This is a genomic window from Chitinophaga hostae, assembly GCF_018224885.1.
Taxonomy (GTDB): Bacteria; Bacteroidota; Bacteroidia; order Chitinophagales; family Chitinophagaceae; genus Chitinophaga; species Chitinophaga hostae.
In genome coordinates, this window is the sequence record NZ_JAGTXB010000002.1 from 1 (window position 1) to 21,346 (window position 21,346).

16 protein-coding genes and 1 tRNA gene are annotated in these 21,346 nt (G+C 46.2%); 7 read left to right on the forward strand and 10 right to left on the reverse strand.

Features of this window, described 5'->3' with window-relative positions:
• Window positions 1-749, forward strand: a 749-nt coding sequence (locus KE626_RS04140; protein WP_211971637.1) for an ISAon1 family transposase, incomplete at its 5' end; no start/stop codon positions are given.
• A gap of 148 nt (window positions 750-897) precedes the next feature.
• Here the strand turns inward: KE626_RS04140 and KE626_RS04145 are convergent.
• From KE626_RS04145 to KE626_RS04160, 4 genes are all read right to left on the reverse strand, one after another.
• A tRNA-Met gene (locus tag KE626_RS04145) sits at window positions 898-969 on the reverse strand.
• A 266-nt stretch (window positions 970-1,235) separates the two neighbouring features.
• Window positions 1,236-2,888, reverse strand: coding sequence for a family 2A encapsulin nanocompartment cargo protein cysteine desulfurase (locus tag KE626_RS04150; protein ID WP_211971638.1), 1,653 nt, complete (start codon window positions 2,886-2,888; stop codon window positions 1,236-1,238).
• Window positions 2,875-3,798: a family 2A encapsulin nanocompartment shell protein gene (locus tag KE626_RS04155; RefSeq protein ID WP_211971639.1), complete on the reverse strand. Its 924-nt coding sequence runs from the start codon at window positions 3,796-3,798 to the stop codon at window positions 2,875-2,877. The genes KE626_RS04150 and KE626_RS04155 overlap by 14 nt, the downstream gene beginning before the upstream one ends.
• A 277-nt stretch (window positions 3,799-4,075) precedes the next feature.
• Window positions 4,076-4,843, reverse strand: a complete 768-nt coding sequence (locus KE626_RS04160; RefSeq protein WP_211971640.1) for an NIPSNAP family protein — start codon at window positions 4,841-4,843, stop codon at window positions 4,076-4,078.
• 102 nt (window positions 4,844-4,945) lie between these two features.
• Between KE626_RS04160 and KE626_RS04165 the strand changes: the two genes are divergently transcribed.
• The 4 genes from KE626_RS04165 (at window position 4,946) to KE626_RS04180 (ending at window position 8,225) form a co-directional block, all read left to right on the forward strand.
• A complete protein-coding gene (locus KE626_RS04165; protein WP_211971641.1) occupies window positions 4,946-6,061 on the forward strand; it encodes a suppressor of fused domain protein in 1,116 nt (371 codons plus the stop codon).
• Window positions 6,062-6,224: 163 nt separating this feature from the next.
• Window positions 6,225-7,097, forward strand: coding sequence for a TraB/GumN family protein (locus KE626_RS04170; protein WP_211971642.1), 873 nt, complete (start codon window positions 6,225-6,227; stop codon window positions 7,095-7,097).
• 11 nt (window positions 7,098-7,108) lie between these two features.
• Window positions 7,109-7,612 (forward strand): RNA polymerase sigma factor, encoded by a 504-nt coding sequence (locus KE626_RS04175; RefSeq protein ID WP_211971643.1) that lies wholly within the window; start codon window positions 7,109-7,111, stop codon window positions 7,610-7,612.
• Window positions 7,602-8,225: a hypothetical protein gene (locus tag KE626_RS04180; protein ID WP_211971644.1), complete on the forward strand. Its 624-nt coding sequence runs from the start codon at window positions 7,602-7,604 to the stop codon at window positions 8,223-8,225. Before KE626_RS04175 ends, KE626_RS04180 begins: the two co-directional genes overlap by 11 nt.
• A gap of 63 nt (window positions 8,226-8,288) precedes the next feature.
• On the opposite strand, the gene KE626_RS04185 is transcribed toward KE626_RS04180, so the two are convergent.
• From KE626_RS04185 to KE626_RS04205, 5 genes are all read right to left on the reverse strand, one after another.
• Window positions 8,289-9,185, reverse strand: coding sequence for a glycerophosphodiester phosphodiesterase family protein (locus KE626_RS04185; protein ID WP_211971645.1), 897 nt, complete (start codon window positions 9,183-9,185; stop codon window positions 8,289-8,291).
• A 23-nt stretch (window positions 9,186-9,208) separates the two neighbouring features.
• Complete coding sequence (locus KE626_RS04190) at window positions 9,209-10,792, reverse strand: SusD/RagB family nutrient-binding outer membrane lipoprotein (RefSeq protein WP_211971646.1); 1,584 nt, start codon at window positions 10,790-10,792, stop codon at window positions 9,209-9,211.
• A 16-nt stretch (window positions 10,793-10,808) separates the two neighbouring features.
• Window positions 10,809-14,189 carry a SusC/RagA family TonB-linked outer membrane protein gene (locus tag KE626_RS04195; RefSeq protein ID WP_211971647.1) on the reverse strand — a complete coding sequence of 1,127 codons (3,381 nt, stop codon included), beginning with the start codon at window positions 14,187-14,189 and terminating at the stop codon, window positions 10,809-10,811.
• A gap of 84 nt (window positions 14,190-14,273) precedes the next feature.
• Entirely contained in the window at window positions 14,274-15,308 is a 1,035-nt protein-coding gene (locus tag KE626_RS04200; RefSeq protein ID WP_211971648.1) for a FecR family protein, read from the reverse strand.
• Between the two features lie 80 nt (window positions 15,309-15,388).
• Complete coding sequence (locus tag KE626_RS04205; RefSeq protein WP_211971649.1) at window positions 15,389-15,913, reverse strand: RNA polymerase sigma factor; 525 nt, start codon at window positions 15,911-15,913, stop codon at window positions 15,389-15,391.
• Window positions 15,914-16,081: 168 nt separating this feature from the next.
• Between KE626_RS04205 and KE626_RS04210 the strand changes: the two genes are divergently transcribed.
• Window positions 16,082-18,547, forward strand: a complete 2,466-nt coding sequence (locus KE626_RS04210; RefSeq protein ID WP_211971650.1) for a DUF2339 domain-containing protein — start codon at window positions 16,082-16,084, stop codon at window positions 18,545-18,547.
• Window positions 18,507-19,787, forward strand: coding sequence for a hypothetical protein (locus KE626_RS04215; RefSeq protein WP_211971651.1), 1,281 nt, complete (start codon window positions 18,507-18,509; stop codon window positions 19,785-19,787). Before KE626_RS04210 ends, KE626_RS04215 begins: the two co-directional genes overlap by 41 nt.
• A 9-nt stretch (window positions 19,788-19,796) precedes the next feature.
• Here the strand turns inward: KE626_RS04215 and KE626_RS04220 are convergent, their stop codons facing one another.
• Window positions 19,797-21,071: an erythromycin esterase family protein gene (locus tag KE626_RS04220; protein WP_211971652.1), complete on the reverse strand. Its 1,275-nt coding sequence runs from the start codon at window positions 21,069-21,071 to the stop codon at window positions 19,797-19,799.
• Between the last annotated feature and the right edge of the window lie 275 nt (window positions 21,072-21,346).

Here is a 21,346-nt window from a genome sequence, read left to right on the forward strand (position 1 = left end):
GGCGCAAAGGCTCAATGGTGGCTATGATCAAGGGTACTCAGTCTGAATTTCTGAAAGAAATACTGTTTAAAATCCCAAAGCGCCTGCGTGGGAGAGTACAAGAAGTTACCATCGATATGTCTGGCAGCCTCAATAGCGCTGTCAAAGCCTGTTTCCCTAACGCCCATCGGGTGATAGATCGCTTCCATGTGCAACACCTGGCTTTTGACGCGGTACAGGAGATAAGAATTAAACATCGTTGGGAGGCTCTGGAACAGGAGAATCTGGAATTTGAGCAGGCAAAACGAGTAGCAGTGAAGTATGAGCCTGCCAGGCTCGCTAACGGCGATACAGCTAAGCAACTGCTGGCAAGAAGCCGATACTTGCTCTTTAAGCATCCCAGGCTATGGACCAGAGAACAACAGCAAAGAGCCGAATTATTATTTAGCCATTATCCTCTCATTCACAAATCGTATCAGCTATCTCTGCGACTGGGTGAGGTTTACAGGCATTGTAAGTGCAAAGAAGAAGCATTTAAGAAACTGGCCCTATGGTATAATGATGTAGAAGAAGCGGGAATATTATCTTTTAAAACCGTTGCAAGGACTATTAGAACTCATTATCTGGGTATTCTCAATTTCTTCAACAACAGGGCTACAAACGCCGCTGCTGAATCATTTAATGCCAAGATTAAGTCCTTTAGAAATGCCTTACGAGGCGTCAGGGACGTGGAGTTTTTTCTCTACAGATTAACCAAACTATATGCTTAAAATTTACCCAATCCCCCAAGTTTTCAACTTGATCCGGGTTGATGGCTAACAAGATTGCGATCTGCATAATGATGGCCTGTTGTAATAATACAATTTATTTTATATAAAAAAAGTCCTGAACAAGATGTCCAGGACTTTTAACATTTTGTAGCGAGGAGCGGATTCGAACCACTGACCTTCGGGTTATGAGCCCGACGAGCTACCTCTGCTCTACCTCGCAATGTGGTTGCAAATGTAGGTAAATAATTTAAACTACAAAATTTAAGTGTTGTTTTTTTTCAACGCAGCTGCGCGTTTCGGGCGATTTGTTGTTTTCTGTTGCGGATGTGCTGCCTTGTAATAGGCTGTGGCGTTGTGTTTGAGAGAATGGTTAGGGTGCGTGCTTTTTACAGTAAAGAGTTGAAAAATATTTTTTTAAGATGATGAAATGATAAATAATTTATTAAAAAGAAAGTCATTTATCATTTCATCATCTTTATAAAGTGTTTAAATCCTGCTCCGCCGTAACCGTAATAAGGTGTTTACGAGCGTATCGATATCGGCGCAACTGTTGTAGAACGCCAGCGACGGTCTCACCGTACTTTCCACGCCAAATCTGCGCAGAATGGGTTGTGCGCAATGGTGACCCGACCGTACTGCGATACCTTCCTGGTTTAATGCGGCGCCTACCTGCTCAGTAGTGAAGTCTTTGAATACGAAAGACAGCACACTGGTCTTGTCGGGTGCGGTACCGATTAAACGTAAGCCTGGTACATCTTTCAGCAGTTGTGTAGCATATGCCAACAGGTAATGTTCATATTGATATATAACATCAATGCCTATATGATTTACATAGTCGATGGCTGCGCCTAAGCCTACGGCATCGGCTATATTACCGGTACCGGCTTCAAAGCGGCCAGGGGCTGCATGATACTGGGTATGTTCGAAAGTAACATCTTTGATCATATTGCCGCCGCCCTGCCAGGGCTGCGTTTCGTTGAGCAATGCTTCTTTGCCGTAAAGCACGCCGATACCGGTAGGACCAAAAACTTTATGCCCTGAAAATACATACCAGTCGCAGTTCAGGCGTTGCATATCGGCGCGCATATGCGATACTGCCTGTGCACCGTCGACCAGCACCCTGGCGCCGGCCTGATGTGCCAGGTCCACTATTTGTTGCGCAGGTGTAACGGTGCCCAGTGCGTTGGATACCTGGGTAAACGATACCAGTTTTGTTTTTGGGCTGAGCAATTTTTGGTATTCGGCTAATATAATTTGTCCGTCGTCATCTACCGGGATCACTTTAATCAGCAGTCCTTTTTTGTTAGCCAGCTGTTGCCACGGAACAATGTTGGCGTGGTGCTCGAGGTGGCTGAGAATAATTTCATCGCCGGCCTGCAGAAACTGTTCGCCCCAGCTTTTGGCGACGAGGTTGATAGCTTCTGTGGCGCCACGAACAAATATGATTTCGTTGACAGACGAGGCATTCAGAAAGGATCTCACTTTTTCGCGGGCGCCTTCATATGCATCGGTGGCGCGTGCAGCCAGTTCGTGTGCGGCACGATGGATATTTGAATTTTCGTGCTCGTAGAAACTGCTGATACGGTCTATCACCGCTCGTGGCTTTTGTGTGGTGGCAGCATTATCCAGCCAAATAAGGCGTCGTCCGTTTACATGTTCCTGCAGGATCGGGAAATCGGCCCGGACGCGGTTAATATCCAGCGGTGGCTGGCTGGCGCCGGTGATACCAACTGTTTTTTCCGGCAGAAAATAGTAGGAGGTGCTGCCCGGACCTGGTAACTGCGAAGTATACGAGGATGCCGGAATGCTTTTCAGCGCCTGTTGCAGTTGCTGCTCAAAAGAAGGATCATAGGCGGTAGGATGTTGCTGTGAAAGGGCCGAGGGCGATATGCCACTGCCAGCCACAGAAGCAGGTACGCCGTTATCAGAAAAATGAGGATCTGGTAAACTGGTCGGCGCCTGCGTAACATCCGTTACACTACCCTGTTGCAGCAGCGGGTCCTGGATGGGGGCAGCTGAAGCGTATGCCGGGGGCATGGCTTCATTACCGGATTGCAGCGAGGAAAATAACTGGTTGGCCAGTTTTTCCAGGGCGGCAATATCCGGTAATCCATCGGTATTGAAATTACTTGTATTCATGGTACTTGCCTATTTCTACATCATCCAATACAGCAATAGCGTCATCTACCAGCACAGCCAGCGAACAGTAGAGGGAAACCAGGTAGGAGGCGATAGCCTGATGGTTAATACCCATGAAGCGTACGGATAATCCCGGCGACTGTTCCCCGGGAAGATTAGGCTGGTAAAGGCCTACTACGCCTTGCCTGCTTTCACCGGTGCGCAGTAAAATGATCTTTGATTTGCCCTTTTCGATAGGTACTTTATCAGATGGAATCAGCGGAATGCCACGCCAGGTAATAAACTGGGAGCCAAACAGCGATACGGTGGGAGGCGGTACGCCACGACGGGTACATTCGCGGCCAAACGCAGCTATGGTAAGGGGATGCAGTAAAAAGAAGCCAGGTTCTTTCCACACTTTGGTGATGAGCTCATCCAGGTCGTCCGGGGTGGGAGCGCCGGTGCGTGTTTTAATACGCTGGGAAGCTGCCACGCTGTGCAGCAGGCCATATTCCTTATTATTAATTAATTCGCTTTCCTGCCTTTCTTTGATTGTTTCAATGATCAGCCGTAGCTGTTCGCTGATCTGGTTATAAGGTTTGCTGTAAAGGTCGGATACACGGGTATGTACGTCCAGTACGGTGTTTACAGCACTGAGGTTGTACTCGCGGGGATTATCAATATAGTCCACAAAGGTTTGCGGCAGCTCGCGTTCATCCCTGCCGGAGCAATCGACCGTTACATTGCTCTCGTCCTTTACTTTGTTAAGGCGATATACGCCTGATTCTACCGGTATCCAGCTCATCAGCTTAGTGAGCCAGCGTGGTGTAATGGTAGACATTTGCGGCACCGTGCGGGTGGCAATGGCGAGTTGTCTTGCGGCTACGTCGCCGAGGGCCGTCTGAACTTTGTGTTGAATTTCATCTGCCATGGGAAGTCAGTTTTTGAAATTTTAGAAATGAAGTTTAGCTGACCGGGAGGGAAAATGTGTGGTGGCTCATTTTTCTCCCGGCGGTGGGTGTTATAAGGTTTAAATTAAGGCTTTTTGATTAAAATTCCACGTTAATCATTCATCGTTTCTGGCTTGGGCGCCCCGTGGCTGAAATCAGCATATTAATTAAAGAAGAGGTAATATGGGGAGGGGGTAACGGTGGCTGCTGACCAGGCCGGATAGATAACTGACCGCAGCTATCTATCCGGCGCGGCAGTTATAGATCGGAGTAGTTGGTGGGCCTTAAAAAGAGAATATCCGATTTAGAGACATTGTGTGCATATTCTTCCATGGCCGACAGACTTTTCCATTTAGCATCTGCCCCAAAAGATTTCCAGTGTTCGTCCCGGTCTTCTTTACTGTTAAAGGTAGTCATGTACATCAGGTTGGGCATACGCGGACCGGAGATCACAGAAGCATAAAATACCGCATTAAAGTGAAGATTTTTGAAGATGCCAATTTCGTCGCCGGTATTGAACATCTTCACTTTATTGACATGATATTTTTCTGAAGGGCTTTCATAGCTGCGCAATTCATATACCCGTTCGTTTTTTGGCGCTTGCAGTGAAGGCGCTTCCAGCACAGGCATTCCGGGAAATGCCTGGAGCAGTATGGATTCTATGCGGCTGTAGGCAATATTGTTCCAGGCAGCGTTCGTATACTCCTGACCGTTAGCCTGAAGCGTTTTATCTGCCTGCAGTGTTTTATCGAGGCCCGCAAACTGTTCCAGCGATTGGAAAGGGATGAGCACGTAGATCCTGATGTCGGCGGTATCTGCGGTTACCGGTTTAAAAATGCCCGCCTCTTTGATGCCCGCACGATGTATTGCCGGCAGCCAGGCCTTTTCCAGGTAATTGTCTATCACCGCTTCCTGTGCAGTTGTTTTCAGGTGATAGATTTTGATCTGGTAAAACTGTCGTTCTTTTGCAAACAGTGTGGTGGATAATGTCATGATGAGTGCCAATAATAAAGTGGAATGTTTCATATAAATATTAATTGTATAACTGACAAAATACTGCAAATAAATCAGGATTTATAGTGAGGCCTGAATGCTGTATTTTTGAAGGATCTTAAAAAAAATGTAATTATGTCTGAGCCGGTAATGTTGATAGACCAACCCAATAACAGGGGAACTTTATACGCCGTGGTAGAGCAGGATGAAAGAGTGGCTTATTTTTACCTGTACCCATCGGAACTGCTTACCTCCAAATATTCTCCGCGTCCCTGCTGGCTCCGTAACCTGCAGCCGGCGCCGGAAAAAAAAGATGTGGCCGCTATGAAGGAAGGAATGGCTCCTATGTTGCAGGCGGCGTTTTGTAATCATCCGCAGGGCAAGGAGCCACTGGAGAAAGAGCGTATTTCCATTATATGGATGGAAGAAGGCGATGGCGCAGCGGTATTGTATGACGGCGAAATACTCGGCGTAATTCCCGGCTGGAGTTTATATAATGACGAACATGCCGTGGCCTACGCCGCTGATTGTATCGATGCCGGTGAAACCGATCGCCTGATGCCGCTGGGCAAGCGTGGCGGGAATGTAATGCACGAACGCGTAGACCAGGCCGTGGCATTCTGGAATGAATGGACAGACGAAACCTCCCAGGCCTGGAGTGTTTTACAGGATAAGTACATCCAGTCTTATGAAGCCGTATATGGTCCCATCCTGCAATATTATGCCATAGATGGTGGTCAGTGGCCTCCGATGGCCCTGGGTAAGTTTGAAAAAGATGACATCGTATACCTCTTTACGTTGGGGATGGGTATACGGCCCATGCCTTGGGTAGAACTGCTGTATAGCGACCGGTCGCCTGGTTTCCGCCGCATGGAACTAGCGATGGCGGTTAGTAAGAGCGATTTTACCGATAAAGAGATTATGGCCATGGCAGGACTCATGTCCGGCTTGTCTGACCGCCCCTGGAAACAAGTTACCTGGCTGGGGGAAGGGCATACCGTTAGCGGGGAAGATTTGCCGGCCCCATTTGAAAGCGTAGTATTATCTGCCGCTTTATATAACGGGCCGGTGATTAATCTGCCGGAGGTATATGGCGATAAGGTGAATTTGTACTGGTTATCGCCTATTACAAAGCTGGAACGCGAGTTTGCACATTTCAGGCCCAATGCCGGGTATGATTTGCTGGAGAAGATGATTCACTATAACCTGAATCATGTGGTGAGAAAAAGAACGGAGTTACCGTTTGAGTAGCATTAATGATAGCAGCCCGGCATGGAGAAGCATCCAGCTTGCCATGCCGGGCTGTTTTACCCTTATTCACAGTGTATTTCAAAAAAATCTCAAAAAAACTTTAAAAACCCTGTAACGAAATCCCTCCACCAGCTACTAATCCTGAAAAGAAAATACAAAGCATATGAAAAACATCTATAAAAGTATTGCAGCATTAGTAGTAACGGGTTTATTTGCGGGCAGAGCTACCGCGCAACAAGCGCAGCCCGCCCTGGAGAAATCCCTGCTATGGGAAGTTAGCGGCAACGGACTGGATAAGCCTTCTTATATATATGGCACCACCCACATGATCTGTGAAGCCGATTTTATTGTGAGAGACAAAGTAAAACACGCGTTTGAAAAGTCGACCCAGCTGGTCATTGAAGCCAATATCCTCGACCCTAATATGAACGAGATCCTGACAAAAGCCATGACGTCCGATATACCCCAGCATCAGAAGCTATCTCCCGCCGATTATAATATGGTAGACTCTATCTTAAAACTAAAATGTGGTATCCCCTTCAAATTACTGGACAATTATAAACTGAGCGCTGTAGTGTCCGTGATAGCGCAGAAATCATTCCCTTGCGCAGTTACCAAATCCTATGAAGCCACTTTCCTGGAAATGGCGAAAGGCTGCAACAAGCCTATCATGGCATTGGAAGGACTGGCCGAACAGGTAGACTATCTAAATAAATCTTTTACAGAAGAACAGATTTTATCACAGGTAAGGGATTTTGATAACTCAAAGAAAGAAAGCCTGGATTTGATTTCAAAGTATAAGGAAGAAGATCTGATGGGAGTATATGCCAACATAACGGCGCCCAACCGTATGGATGAAAACGCGATGCACTGGATGCTGGAAGTAAGGAACGGTAACTGGGTAAATAAAATGCCGGAGATAATGAAGCAGCAAAGTTCTTTCTTCGCAGTAGGTGCAGCTCACCTGCCCGGACCTATAGGTTTAATCATACAATTAAGAGCAAAAGGATACACCGTTAGGCCCATTATGAACTAAAGCAACCAAACTTGAAAAGCAGGGAAAAAGAATTTCTTGACCTCATTGAAACACATAAAGGGATTATCCACAAGATTTCCAAAATGTATATGGATGCGGAAGATGATCAGCAGGACTTAACCCAGGAAATCATTTACCAGCTATGGAAATCTTTTGACTCCTTCCAGCAACAAAGTCGTTTTTCTACCTGGATGTACCGGGTTGCGCTAAATACGGCATTGGTATTCTTCAAAAAAGAAAAAAGAAAATTGGCGGTTACTGATATGATGCCGGAGCATATTGCGACAGAGGATAATGTAGCCGCTGCAAAAGAACTGCAACTGGCACATTTTTATAAGGCAGTACAAAAGCTGGAAAGAATAGAGAAGGCGCTGGTTTTTCTTCATCTCGAAAATTACTCGCATAAGGAAATAGGAGAGAACCTCGGTATCTCAGAAGGGAATGCAAGAACGAAGCTCAGCAGGGCAAAAGACAAATTAAAAGAACTTATTAAACAACAAGGTTATGAATTTTGATGATATAAAATCAGCCTGGAGCAACGACAACGACGATAATGTGGTGGTGCCTTCCAGTGTGGACCAGCTGAAAACACTGCAGCTGCCGGTGGAGAAGCTTCGTTCCAATATGAAGATCGAATTTTATGTACAGTTGTTCAGTCTTATTCTTATAGGATTTTTACCCAGGTATACTTACTTCGCCCCGGTGCTGATCATACCTTTTTATGTAGTATATTTTGTAGCAGTGGCCATCTCTGTTTATTACTTTTTCAAATTTCACCTTTTTTATAAACAGCTGAATACGGCTACATTACGTTCGAAAGACAGGTTGTACGCGTTGTACTATGAGGCTAAGCTGAGTATTGAAATGTATAAATCTTACGCCTATACGCTGATTCCCTTTGCCTTGCTGGAAATGGCCATGCATATGGCGAGCAGACAGGATAGCAAGATGAAAGCAGTTTTTCAGGCGGCTGTAACCAACCAGGCAATTGCCATTACAATGGTGTCCGTTTTTTTAGCGATGTTATTATTGCTGATGGCTATTACTACATTTTGGGTGAATAGTTATTATGGAAAATATATGAAGCAAATAGGGAAAGTACTGGAAGAATTTAAAGAAGCTGCCTAGTTTTTCGGCAATAAAAAAAGGGTTTGATAGTGGTAACTATCAAACCCTTTTTTTATTGATGAGCTATCGTTGGTAGCTTCCCGCTATTTTGATCAGTTTATCCGGTGCGTTGGTGATGATACCATCTACTCCGTCAGCGATCAGTTTTTTGAAGTCGCTGTCTTCGTCTACTGTCCAGGGCAGCACCGCTACTTTTTTAGCGTGTGCTTCCTTTACCAGGTCAGCTGTTACCAGCAGGTAGTAGGGACTGTAAATGGAAGGAGTGAACCCCAGCTTCTCCAGGTTGGCGCTGAAACTGTCTTTATTGCCAATCAGCAAGGCTGTTTTCTGCTTTGGGAATGACTGGTGCAATACCTGCAACGTTCTCACATCGAAAGACTGGATGATAACCCTGTCGGTGATCTTCTTTTGCTTTATCACCTGCATCAGCAGTTCTACAAATTCGGCGGGTGCCGGATTGTAGATGCCATCACCATCCGGAGAACTTTTGGTTTCCATATTGTAATATACCGGTTTCAGGTGATGTGCTTTTACATAGGCTTCTACGCTGTCGATCAGGTTTGCGAGCAAAGGCTTATGCACCATCATTTTTTCCTGTTGCGGAAATCGCGGGTGAGGCTTCGTCCCAGCGTCATACCTGCTGATGCTGTCGTAAGTCATTTTATACAAAGCCAGGCTTTTCTCTTCCGCTTTGGTGATATCTGATCCATCCGGTTTGCGCATGAACTCTGCCGACATATAAGCATCATGTGATACAGCTAGCTTTTTATCGGCCGTAATGATGCAATCCAATTCCAGTGTTCTGGCGCCCAGTTTTACGGCATTGAGCATAGCCGGAATGGTATTTTCCGGCATCAGCGCCATGCCACCCCGGTGTGCCTGCACATCGATCGATTGTTGTGCTGCAGCGCTGGCAGAGATCAGGGCGCCAAATAAAGCTAAGGTGATACTACGGTTCATATAAACGGTGATTTATTTTAAAGTTATTTCAATAACCACATTTTACCATTGATATCATCCACATTATTGTATTGAGCAATGGCTGCATTATAGTTGGCGGTGTTGGCCGACTGTTCAGCAGTAGGGTATTTGTAACGCAAAGCAATTTTACCATTGTTACCGGTACCAACACCGGTAGTAAATACGGGGACGCCTGTACGACGCCAGTTGTAATAAGGTTCCAGTCCGCTGTTGAGAAAGAACGCCAGGTATTTTTGCTGCAGGATCTGGGTAAGTCCGTTGTCGTTGTTGCCTGCGTATTTCACGGTCGACTGGCTGTAATAAGTATCATAGTCCACATTAACGGGTGTGGCCACAAATGGATTAGGATCGGTTAACTTGGCGCCGGGAGGTAGGGAATAAGCAGTAATGGTGCCTTTTAAAGGAATGTTGTAAAATGCCATAGATGCTTTAATGCCGGCATTATAATATGCTTCCGCATTGCCTTTCGGACCGGAACTTAGCCAACCCCTGTTGATGGCTTCTGCGATGTTAAAGCACATTTCGGTGTAACCGATAATGGGGGTGGTTTCGCCGGTATATCCCAGGAAGTAACGGTAACGGTTAATGTAACTCAGTTTACCGCCACCATTCTGGCTGGCCAGCACACCCATGTCCAGCCCGGGATCCCCGCCCTGGAATGCGGCGAAACTGCCAGGGCTGGTACCCGCCGCTACGATGCCCGGTGCGGGATCTGCTGTAATAAATACCCTTGGATCTTTCAGGGTAGTTAACAGGCTAACATATGTCGCAGAGATGTTGTTGAGGGCGCCGTCGGCAAAAGTTTCCCTGTTCATCGGATATTTGTTGGTAGGATTGAGCCATACGTATTGCAGGTTATCTGCAGGACCTTCCATGACCGGGTATTTAGCCGGGTTATTCACAATATCGGAAAATTGTCCGGCAACATTAAGGTCGGCATCGCCGGCAGCTTTTCTGCTGAGGTGCACCAATAACCTGAGTCGGAAAGTGTTTACTACTTTTTGCCAGTTTTTCAGGTTATTGGAAAAATAGAGATCTCCCGATAATGATTGATCGTTGTTGCTGATCAGTTGCGTAAGGTCGGTGTTGGCGCTGTCGAGCCACAGAAACGCCTTTTGAAATACCACCTTCTGGGCATCATATTTGGGCTTCAGGTTACCAAGCCCATTGAGCGCTTCCGACATAGGGATATCACCCATTTGTAAACTCATCCTCGAAAAGAGATAGGCCCTGAAAAATTTTCCCAACGCGCGGTAAGGATTTTGATCTTTGGCGCCAAACACCTTTGCCTGGTTTTCCATATTCACCACGTTGGTGAGTGTAGCATAAAGATTATCGCCGGCGCCAAAAAGGTATTGGTTATTCCCGAAATAGGAATTGTTCTGGAGCTGGAACTGGTTGGTCCTGTCCATTTGCCCGCCGGGAGGATCTATCATGCTGCTCAGGATACCGTTGAACAACAGTGACGCAGGTACGGAGAGCGGCTTGTTCTTATTGGTATACAGGTCGTCGAAGCTTTTTTTGCAACCTGCCGTCAGCAATAAGGCAATGCCGGCAGTGAATATATTTCTGATAACTGATTTCATAAAAATTGTACTTGATTTAGAATAACACATTAACATTAAAACCGAATCTGCGGGTGGTAGGCGTTTGCAAACCTGAAGAAGCAATAGCAGTATTATACTGTTCTACATCAATACCTTTATATTTATTGTCTTTGTAGAAGTAAAGGAGGTTTCTTCCAACCAGCGACAAGGTTAAGCGGCTGATGAAAGTGCGGCTCAGCCATTGTTGCGGTAGGTTGTAGCCAATCACCACTTCTCTCAGCTTTGCATATGTTTTGCTGGTGAGCATACCTTCCTGTATCTGCCCGTAGTATTGTGTAGCCCAGCTTTGTACGGTACTGGTAGATTTGTTGGGCGCAAACTGAAGGTCTTTATAGTTGGTGATATTGCCATAGTTATCGTACATGATGGGAACCCCGTTGGATACCTGTACACCGTCGCCTACATAGGTGCCTTTGTAGCTACCTACGCCGGCGTTGGCATCGTCATCAAGTCTTGATTTGCCAATTGCGCCTTCCACGGTGGCGATATTGGCGCCTCCCTGCATGGTAAGGGAATACAGCCGGTTGCTGATCACACCTCCCACGCTGCCATCAAACTGGAAGCTGAAATTGAAATCCTTATAACGGAAATTGTTGCTGAACGACCACATGTAATCTGCGTTCATATAACCGAGGAATTGGGGATAAGGGTTCTTCAGCGGCTTGCCGCCGGCATCATATACAATCTGTCCTTCTTTTGTTTTTACAAAACCGGTGGAGTATAGCTTATCGGTCCGGTCACCTTTCTGGAAGTAGGTATTGTAGTTGGTTTGTCCCGGAGGCAATTCATCATATACTTCTTTGAAAGTAGACCAGTTCACCAATACATCCCAGCTGAAGTTTTTAGCTTTCACGGCGGTGCCGGTCAGTGATAGCTCATAGCCGGTTTTCTTTGTTTTCAGTGCGTTGATGTAGTACGTAGTGTAGCCTGTAGAAGGGGAGATGGGATTGGGCAGGATCTGCGGACCATCAATATATTGGAATGCGGTAGCACTCAGGCCCAGCCTGTTTTTAAGCACCTTTACATCCAGCCCTTCTTCGAAGTTAACACGGTTAAACGTTTTGATGTTCGGATCAAAAATGCTGTTGGTAGAGAACGCCGCGGTAACATTATTATATTTTTTAGCGGTAGAGAAAGCGGATTGCAGTGAGTAATCCGGACCACCGTAAGGGCTTAAATAATTGTTACCATATTGAGAGAAGTTCGTGTTCAGGCTATTGGCGGTAGAACCGTTTAACTGGCTGTATACATTATAGGGCGTAGCGCCGATATAGGTGGCCGTGGCGTCGCCATGTACTGTGGCAAAGGACCCTCTTACTTTCAGGAAAGAGATCACATCCGGCAGGTGTACATAATCGGAGATAACGGAAGCCACGGATACACTAGGGTAGAAATATACGTTACTCCCTTTTGGCAGTGCGGAAGATTTATCTACCCTGCCAGTGGCGGAAAGGGTGGCATACCGGCCTATAGATGCATCCATAGAGGCGTAGGCACTCAGCACACGCATGTCAGAGCTGAAGTTGTTTGTCATCAGCGTGTTCAGCGAGTTGCTGAAATTATACACGGTAGGCACTACCAGGTAATCGGTAGAGGTGAAGTTGGAGTTATAGGTAAATGCTCTCAGGCTGGTACCGGCCAAACCGGAAACACTGATCAGGTGGTTGATCCGGTAGTTGTAGTTCAGCTGAATATCGGTATTGCTCTCGAACATATTCCGCCTGTCTTCCCGGTAATCGCCCTGGCCTAACGTTCTGGCATAAGTGTATGCACCCCATGGCATCTTTTCACTACGGAACAGGCTATACGTACTTACCTGTGTACGGCCGGTTACATCCAGGTGATCGTTTAGTTTATAGTTCAGGGATAAGTAGCCATTGATATCTGTTTTGTAGTGTCCTCTCAGCCAGTCTTCCACCATCATCCATGGGTTGTTATAGTGTACGTGTTCGGGGAAAACGATCTTCACATCTTTCTGACCCGGCTGCCATTTTCCACGGATATCCGGTGCATCTACGTTCCATTCGTCGCCTGTCCATACAGAAAGATTATATATCAGGCTGTTGGGGCCGTAGGTAACATCGGGGATATTGGGAGTATAGGTTCTGCTGAAGTTCACATCTGAGTTAAATGTTAACCTGGGGCTGATCTTATAAGATGCGGTGGTGTTGAAGTTCACCACATCTACGCCGGTATTCGGCACTATCCCGGTTTGATGGGATTGTGATACCGAAAAGCGTAAGGCGTATTTGTCGCCGGTGGCCGACAGCGACAGGTTGTTGGTGGATTGAAAGCCTGGTTTCAGGAACCTTTCCAGGTTGCTTTTCCCATCTACATAACCGCGGTTTACATAAGGGGTTGGTTTGATATGCCCTTTATAAATAAGATCCCCGAATACAGTAGTATAGGTTTGATTGGGATCATATTCGCCATCGTATTGCGGAAGCAGCTGTCCCCGGAATTTTGGTCCCCAGAGCTGGTATTGCGCATCCTGTACACCGCTGCCAAATCCATCTGCATAAGCATATTGTCCGTACATACCACCGCCATATTCATGCTGGGTATGTGGCATGGCAATAAAGCCTTTATCGACGGAGTTGGTGGAGTTGAATTCTACGGACATGCCTTTTTTACTGCCGGCTTTTTTGGTGGTAATCAGGATGGCGCCATATTGTGCACGGCTGCCGTATAATGCGGCGGCAGCGGGTCCTTTCAGTACACTGTAACTTTCAATATCGTCGGGGCTGATGTTCCAGGTGTCGGAGCTGATAGGTACGCCATCTACTACAAACAGGGTGATCTGGTTACCTCTCATCACTAAAGAAGGAGTACCCAGCATTTCAGTATTGGAGGCTACGGAAAGGCCGGCTACCTTACCGGTAAGACCGGTAATAGGGTTGGCATCTCTTGCTTTCACCAGGTCTGCGCCTTTTACTTCCTGTACGGCATAGCCGATCTTTTTTATTTCTTTTTTAACACCCAGTGCGGTTACTACCACTTCGCTCAGCGCTTTTGTGTCTTCCTGTAAACGCATGAGCAGGTTGTTGCCGGCGGCGCCGGTGTTTACTTCGAAATTTTTGTAGGTACCTGGCAGGTAACCCATAAATGTAAAGGTGAAATCATATTTATTTCCTGGTATTAATTTTTTTAAGATGAAAATGCCTGCGCCATCTGTTACAGCGGAAAAATGCTGATGCGTGCTTTGATCTGAGGCTATTACGCTTACGCCCGGCAGTATTTCGCCTTTTTCGCTCATCACCGTACCGGTTAGTTCAGCGGTTTTGTCCTGTGAAAAAGCTACCTGCCCGGACAGCCATAAAAAGAGGAAAAGCAGTAGCCCGGTTTTCTTCCGGAGTAGTTTGTTTTTTAAGTACATAAAATTTAAAATGATATTGGTGAATACGCATAGCAAGCCCGTTGGCGGGTATTGCCCGCCAGTAGCATGAAGCCGGATGTTGATTTATCGTTGTTTACTGATGGTGAATATGCCGTTTGCCTGGGTAATGTCAAACCGATTCATTTTTCCGATAATTTTCAATATCACAGGAAGTGAATCGCCTGGCAGTACTGTTCCGGTAAAGGCTATTCCGCTGATTTCTTTTTTATTATAATGGATAGCAACATTGTATTGCTCCGACAGTTTATCTAATACGGTTCCGATAGGTTCATTATTAAATGAAAGTATTGTTGAATGCAGTGGTGTATGATCCGGTGCTTTTTTATTAAAAGCAGATATGGCGATATTGTCTTTAGAAATATGATATTGCATTTGCTCTCCCGGCAGCAGGAAAATGGTGCTGTCCCAACCCCTGGCGGACCCATGTACGGGTTTGATCATTACCTTCCCGGTGAAGAGTTTAATGGTGACTTCCTTTTCGCACATGTTGATGCAAAATGAAGTGCCAAGCGCCGTGGTTACGGTATTTCCGGCGTATACGGTAAATGGCTTCGACTGATTTTTATGCACATCAAAATACACTTGTCCTTTCATTTTTATCTCCCGTTTATTGGCTGGAAAGGGTTGTTTACAACTGATCTGGCTTTTGGCCGACAGCACAACAATGGTGCTGTCCTGCAGCGTTATTTTTTTCTTTTGGCCGGTAGCGTTGAGGTAAACTTTCCATTCCTGCTCAGTATGAGCACTATCCGGTTGTACCGGGAGCGCTTGCGCCATTTTCGCCGTGTGTTGTTTTTTTGTTGATAACGCTGTGATGCCCGCCAGGAACAACACCACCGCTGCGGCCACCCATCTTGTTTTTTTCAGGGTGAATACCGGCGTTTTTTTTATTGGCAGCTGTTGAAGGATTTCCTGGTACATCATTTTACCTTCCGCAGGTGTCAGGCGCCCTTCATCTGTGCTTGCGTTCCATTCCTCCTGCAGATAGCTGTTCAGTATTTCCGGATTATTTTTCAGGTATGCAGCTATTGCTGATGCTTCCTCTCCGGTACAGGCGGCATCCAGAAATTGTTGAATTTGTTGTTTTGTTATCTGCATGAATAGCTACGGTAATAAACGTATGCTATTGTTTACGTATAGGCGGTAAGGTAACCCCTGCTGTTAACATTTACTTAATATCAGAGTAGCAGGTGCAATGATTTGATGGTACGCAATGCCTTGGTCACATGGTCTTCCACTGTTTTAACGGCAATACTCAGCTGCCGGGCGATTTCCTTATTGGAGTAACCATATACCAGTTTCAGTTCAATTACTTTTTTTCTTACCGGTGGAAGTTGGGAGATGTAAGTGTGGATACAGTTATTCTTTTCGAAGGTGAACTGGGGAACTGTTTCCTGTTGTTGCAGGGTTTCGGTATGACTAAGAAATGTTTCCTGCAAACTGTGTTGCCGGGTTTGCATGCGTATATGGTCTACTAAAATGGAATTGGCAATAGTGAATACCTGGGTGTCGATGGAACAGGTTTCTGTTAAGGACAACCGGTATTGCCATATCTTGATAAAAGTACATTGGGTGAGCTCCCGGGCTATTTCGTGTTGTTGTTTCCTTTTCAGGAAGTAGTGAAATAGTTTGAGGTGAAACAGGTCATACAGCTGTTTAAACGCTTGTTCGTTTCCATCCTTTATTAGTGAAATGTTGAGCATTTAAATATAAATATTGCAGCAATTTATGGATCAGGATTCTGCAAAGTGAATTATAAATGACTAATCAGCAAGGTTATTTTAATGTTAAGCAAAGTGCCGGAGATCTGGATTTATAATATATATTTAGGGCGTTTTAGCTTTTGTTCATCCAATACCTATCGGTTGATTATGTACGAAACAATCGTTTTTTTGTTACTGGTGGCCATTTTCATTGTGTTGTTAGTCTTTAAGGGAGAAACTGCATCTGCCATACTCATTTTAAAGAGTCAGATAGTGGACCTGCAAAAACAGTTGGAACAGTATCGGTCCCAGGCCCCGCCGCCGCCTCCTATAGAAGAAAAGGTGCAGGAAGCACCTCTATGGACAACTGCCATTCCGGTGGTAAAACCCCCGGAACCGGAGCTGTCCAAACCGGAAGTAATATTGGAAACGCCGGCACCCGTAACCCCACCGGAGCCGGAACCGGTGTATATGCCCGAACCGGATGCTGTGGCGCCTCCTGTGGCTGCGGTAGCTGACAATAGCTGGTCGGTATCGCCGGAAGTATTGGCTCATGTACCACCTGTAAACGAGGAACCTGAAAAACCTGGTTTCTGGGAAAGAAACCCGGATATTGAAAAGTTCATTGGCGAAAACCTGTTTAACAAAATCGGTATCGCCGTACTGGTGCTGGGGATCGGATTTTTCCTGAAATATGCTATTGATAAAGACTGGATCAATGAAATTGGCCGCACATTTATTGGTATCATCTGTGGCGGTTTGCTGATCGGGCTATCTTACAAAATGCGTAAAACCTTTGCGGCATTTAGTTCCGTGCTGGTAGGCGGCGGCGTATCCGTACTTTATTTTACGATCACTATTGCGTTTCATCAATATCACCTGATCAGTCAAACGCTGGCTTTTATATTAACCATTTTGATCACCGCCTTTACGGTATTACTTTCGCTGAACTATAACCGTAAAGAGCTGGCTGTAATTGCCATTATCGGCGGATTTTCAGCGCCGTTTATGGTAAGCAGCGGCGAAGGGAATATATTGGTACTGTTCAGTTATATACTGATCCTGAATATCGGTATGCTGGTGCTGGCGTTTTATAAGAAGTGGAATATTGTCAATATCATTTGCTACCTGGCCACCATCATGATTTATGGCGGCTGGGTGATATACCGGTTAAATGAGCAGCATCCGGCGAAGCCGGTACCTTATGGTACTGCGCTGGTATTCGGCACGCTGTATTACTTCGTGTTCTTTGCCATGAATGTTATTAACAACGTGCGGAACAGGAAAACCTTTAACTTCCTTGATATCAGCATCCTGCTGAGCAATACATTCCTGTACTATGCTGCGGGAATGCTGATCCTGCACCAGATGAACGGTGACACATGGCAAGGAGTATTTACAGCACTGATGGCGGTGTTTAACTGTATTTTTGCGTATGGTCTTTACCGTAATGAGCGGGCCGACCGTACCCTTATATTTTTGCTCATAGGCCTGGTGCTGAGTTTTGTGAGCCTGACCGCTCCAATACAGCTGCACGGTAATTATATTACCCTGTTCTGGGCCGCAGAAACGGTACTGCTGTTGTGGTTGTGGCAGAAGTCGGGTATCGTACTGATGAAGTATGTATCTGTAATTGTATTACTGCTCATGACTATCAGCCTGTTGATAGACTGGTCGCAACTGTATGATGGCGCTCATCAGCACTTTATTCCTTTTGTTAATAAAGCCTTTGTCACCAGTGCGGTGGCGGTTACCTCGCTGTTTTTGCTGAGAAGGTTATGCAAAAACGAAGATCCCGGGAAGCCGTTTGTGATAGATCTGTCAGTATCTTTCTACAGTATAGCCTTGTTGTCGTTGTCGGTTCTCTTTATATACGTGGGCGTATTGCTGGAGTGTTTGTTCCAGAGCAATTATTATTTCCCAATACTCACACCAGTGGTGGCGGGTATTTACAACTACCTGTTTGCAGGGATATTGCTGTACCTGGGTCGCCATAGATTTACCGCTATACGGTTGCCGTTATTGGGCCTGGCATTGATAGTTATATTGGCATTCCCCCTGTATTACAACCCGGCGATCATAGATATAAGATCAGAAGTGCTGGCAGGTAAGGCGCCTACGGCATATTTTTTCCTGCAGTACGTTTTGGTGGCATTACTGGCGACGGTTATTTACCAGGCATGGAAAATGATGGCCAGCTTTAAACGCCAGGACTATGAGCTGATATTCCAGTGGATTAGTTCAGCCGTAATCCTGTTCCTGATCAGCGCCAGCCTCGACCATCTCATGGTGTTTATAGGCGGCCGTACCCCTGCAGATGCGGATGCGATATTGTATAATACGCACCGGGTGGGTTATGCCATCCTCTGGGGCGCCTTTGCTTTTATTCTTATTTACCTGGGCTTGCGGTGGAAGTCGAAAGCCATACGTATTATTTCTATTTCGGTATTCGATCTTACCTTACTAAAGCTTTTCCTGTTTGATTTTTCAGGATTGGGAGAAGGAGGAAAGATAGCGGCTTTCATTTCGCTGGGTGTTCTCCTGCTGGTAATTTCGTTTATGTATCAGCGTTTGAAAAAAATATTTTTTGCAGATGATCAACAACAAAGCAATGTTCCTGAAAGCAATGAGTAAACGGGTGCTCCTGGGCGGGCTGGTGCTGTTGACGACGGGGAGTATAGCTTGCGCACAACAGCCTGTTCCGGGGTTCACCTGGCAGGCGCCTTTACCGGCGGTGCCTGTATCGGGATTCTATCATATAGCATTGACGCCGGCGGTGGCAGCGAAGCTGCATAACAATATGCCACCGGATTTTCGCATATACCAGGGGGATACGGAAGTTCCCTACCTGCTGCAGGAACAGACGGGCGGATACAGTGTGGCCAGTTTTGAGTCTTTTCCCATAACAGGCAACATAAGCGAGCCGGGAAAGCGTTCCACCATTGTATTTCATAACGCAAACGGGCACACGCTGGACCACTTTGAGCTGGTTTTCAAAAATGCCCGCGTCATGAAAACGATGCGTATCAGCGGGAGTAACGACAAAAAGAACTGGTACGGTGTAACAGATGCATTTGTATTTGACCCCGCCAGTGCCATTCCGGATGCCTCCAGCACTACGTTGGTAAAAACAATCCCGATTCCTTCTTCAGACTACGCCTGGTACCAGCTCATTATCGACGATTCTGCCAGTGCCCCGGTGTTTATAGAAAAGATTGGCCGTTACAAAACCAACAGCCGGGCCACGGAATATACCGCTGTTCCGGCTCCTGCAATAAGTGTGCGGCCGGGAAACAGCCGGCATGAATCAAGATGGCAGCTGGCTTTTGATCAGCCTTACCTGATCAGGAAGTTATCTTTTAATATCACCGCACCTGCATTGTATCGCCGTAGCGCTGTTATTTCGGCCCGGATATCAGGGCACGACAGGGAGATTGCCACCTTTAATCTTTCATCAGACCAGCCGTCACAAGTAGAGTTGAGTGCCCCCGGTAACTACGACACGCTTTTACTCACTGTACAGAATGATGACAACCCGGCGTTGCAGATCAGTGCTGTTAATGCCTGGCAACAAACCATCTGGCTGACGGCTAACCTGCAACAGGGACAGTCTTACCTGTTGAAAGGCGGCAATGCGGCAATACCGGCACCCATCTACGACCTGGGCTACTTTAAGGACAGCGTGCCGGTAAGTATACCGGTGATTGAACCCGGCGCGCCGGTTAGCATCGCAGCAACAGCTGTAAAGACGCCTGCAGGTACTGTTACCGTGTTTAAAAGCAAATGGTGGATATGGGTTGGAATTATTGCGATGGCCGCATTCCTGGTATTTATTGCGCTGAAAATGTTGAAGGAGATGCAGGAGAGGAAATGATTTCCGCTCTTACCTATCCACCGGACCCGGTGTCTTTATAAAAAATACCCCATCCAATACATCTGTCCATATTCCGGTGCTATTGATATAATCCAACACCATCGCCTGTTGCGGCTTGCGTATTTCTCCTGTCAAAGTGCGGTAATCGGTAAAGCTATAGTTATAGCCGGTTTTTGCCAGTTGTGCTTCCACGCTTTCCGCAGGCACCGGTGGAATGGTTTGCAGCTTTCCATCGTTAAAGTCTATAAACGTACCGCTGTAGCCGGTGAATCCGATGGTATAGGCAGCCTTGCCAAAATGTTGATGAATCGCGGCGCCCATCGGCACATACGAGGTGAGAAACCCGTTGAGCCCCGGGTCAGCGGCTTTCAGGCCGCTGGTGGCTTTGGAAACATGCAGGTTATGCGCCCACACAATTATTTTTTTGCCCGGATACACTTTGTCTGCCAGCCATATCAGGTTTTCGGCCATTTGCAGATCCCGCACACTCATTTCATTGCCTGGCACCATTTCCCAGTAACGCATCGCCTGCGATTCTATACTGCATACCACCCGGTACCAGAATCCGCCGGAAGCGGTAAAATGATTTTCCGGCGTTACATCATCTGGCGATAGTATCTTTTTAAGCGCGGACAACTCCCTGAAAAAAATCGTCTTCTCTTCAGCAGAAGGACGATATGGACGGGAGGCCATCGTAGCAATAGATACCTTCCTGAATACTTCCCAGTCGGCGCCCAACAAGTCAGGATTCCTATGTTGCAGGAATTTTTCGAAATCGGGCAATAGCTGCGTTTTTGATTTTTCGCCTGAATGCTGACTCTCAAATCCCGTAACCACCAAAGAGTCGGGCTGGTTCACTTTACCCTGGATGTAATCAAATAAAGGAATCATTTGCTTGCTGCCGGCATACATATAAAATAAACTGCCCGGAATCTCGTGTTTGAAACTGCCGTTGTTACGGGTGTTTTCCCAGATACGGGCCATATCATAAAAGCCGCTTTCAAATGCCAGTACGTCGAATCCAAGCTGCTCATGCAGGTATTTGATCAATCTTATTTTGGCTAGATAAGTTGATCCTTCGCCATGCGTTTGTTCTCCGAGTAAAACGATCCGGGCATTGCCTATGGCGGATTTGATGCATTTAAGATCTGTATAGTCTGTATCCGCGGGATCAATGGATTTTATTTCGGCGATGCTTTTTGCCGGGATCAGTTGCTGACTGCTGCCCGGTATCGTAAACAGCATCAGGGCAGTTAATAAACAGCCGGTAACGGTAGGGGACATAGTGAAGTTTTGAGGTTGTAAACATAAGGGTTCAACGGCATATTATTTCAATGGCAGAGCTCTTTTGCGGGTTAATTATGACCAACGGTAATTTTTACATCCAGTTGCTTGAAATTCTGACACTTGTTGTATATTAGTTCCTGATAGCCGAAATGTTATCTTGTAACCATATCTATCTGCTGTTGCGTGTTCAACCCGCTTATATCAACAACAGATATTTAAGTATTAATTCCAATTTTCGAAAGAGTAACCCAATATCGTTTACCCGCAGATAC

Coding starts and splice junctions, on each gene's coding strand:
- KE626_RS04180 (WP_211971644.1), top strand. CDS start 7,602: ATGAATTTTGATGATATAAAATCAGCCTGGAGCAACGACAACGACGAT.
- KE626_RS04185 (WP_211971645.1), bottom strand. CDS start 9,185: ATGAACCGTAGTATCACCTTAGCTTTATTTGGCGCCCTGATCTCTGCC.
- KE626_RS04205 (WP_211971649.1), bottom strand. CDS start 15,913: ATGCTCAACATTTCACTAATAAAGGATGGAAACGAACAAGCGTTTAAA.
- KE626_RS04210 (WP_211971650.1), top strand. CDS start 16,082: ATGTACGAAACAATCGTTTTTTTGTTACTGGTGGCCATTTTCATTGTG.
- KE626_RS04215 (WP_211971651.1), top strand. CDS start 18,507: ATGATCAACAACAAAGCAATGTTCCTGAAAGCAATGAGTAAACGGGTG.
- KE626_RS04200 (WP_211971648.1), bottom strand. CDS start 15,308: ATGCAGATAACAAAACAACAAATTCAACAATTTCTGGATGCCGCCTGT.
- KE626_RS04160 (WP_211971640.1), bottom strand. CDS start 4,843: ATGAAACATTCCACTTTATTATTGGCACTCATCATGACATTATCCACC.
- KE626_RS04170 (WP_211971642.1), top strand. CDS start 6,225: ATGAAAAACATCTATAAAAGTATTGCAGCATTAGTAGTAACGGGTTTA.
- KE626_RS04220 (WP_211971652.1), bottom strand. CDS start 21,071: ATGTCCCCTACCGTTACCGGCTGTTTATTAACTGCCCTGATGCTGTTT.
- KE626_RS04190 (WP_211971646.1), bottom strand. CDS start 10,792: ATGAAATCAGTTATCAGAAATATATTCACTGCCGGCATTGCCTTATTG.
- KE626_RS04150 (WP_211971638.1), bottom strand. CDS start 2,888: ATGAATACAAGTAATTTCAATACCGATGGATTACCGGATATTGCCGCC.
- KE626_RS04195 (WP_211971647.1), bottom strand. CDS start 14,189: ATGTACTTAAAAAACAAACTACTCCGGAAGAAAACCGGGCTACTGCTT.
- KE626_RS04165 (WP_211971641.1), top strand. CDS start 4,946: ATGTCTGAGCCGGTAATGTTGATAGACCAACCCAATAACAGGGGAACT.
- KE626_RS04155 (WP_211971639.1), bottom strand. CDS start 3,798: ATGGCAGATGAAATTCAACACAAAGTTCAGACGGCCCTCGGCGACGTA.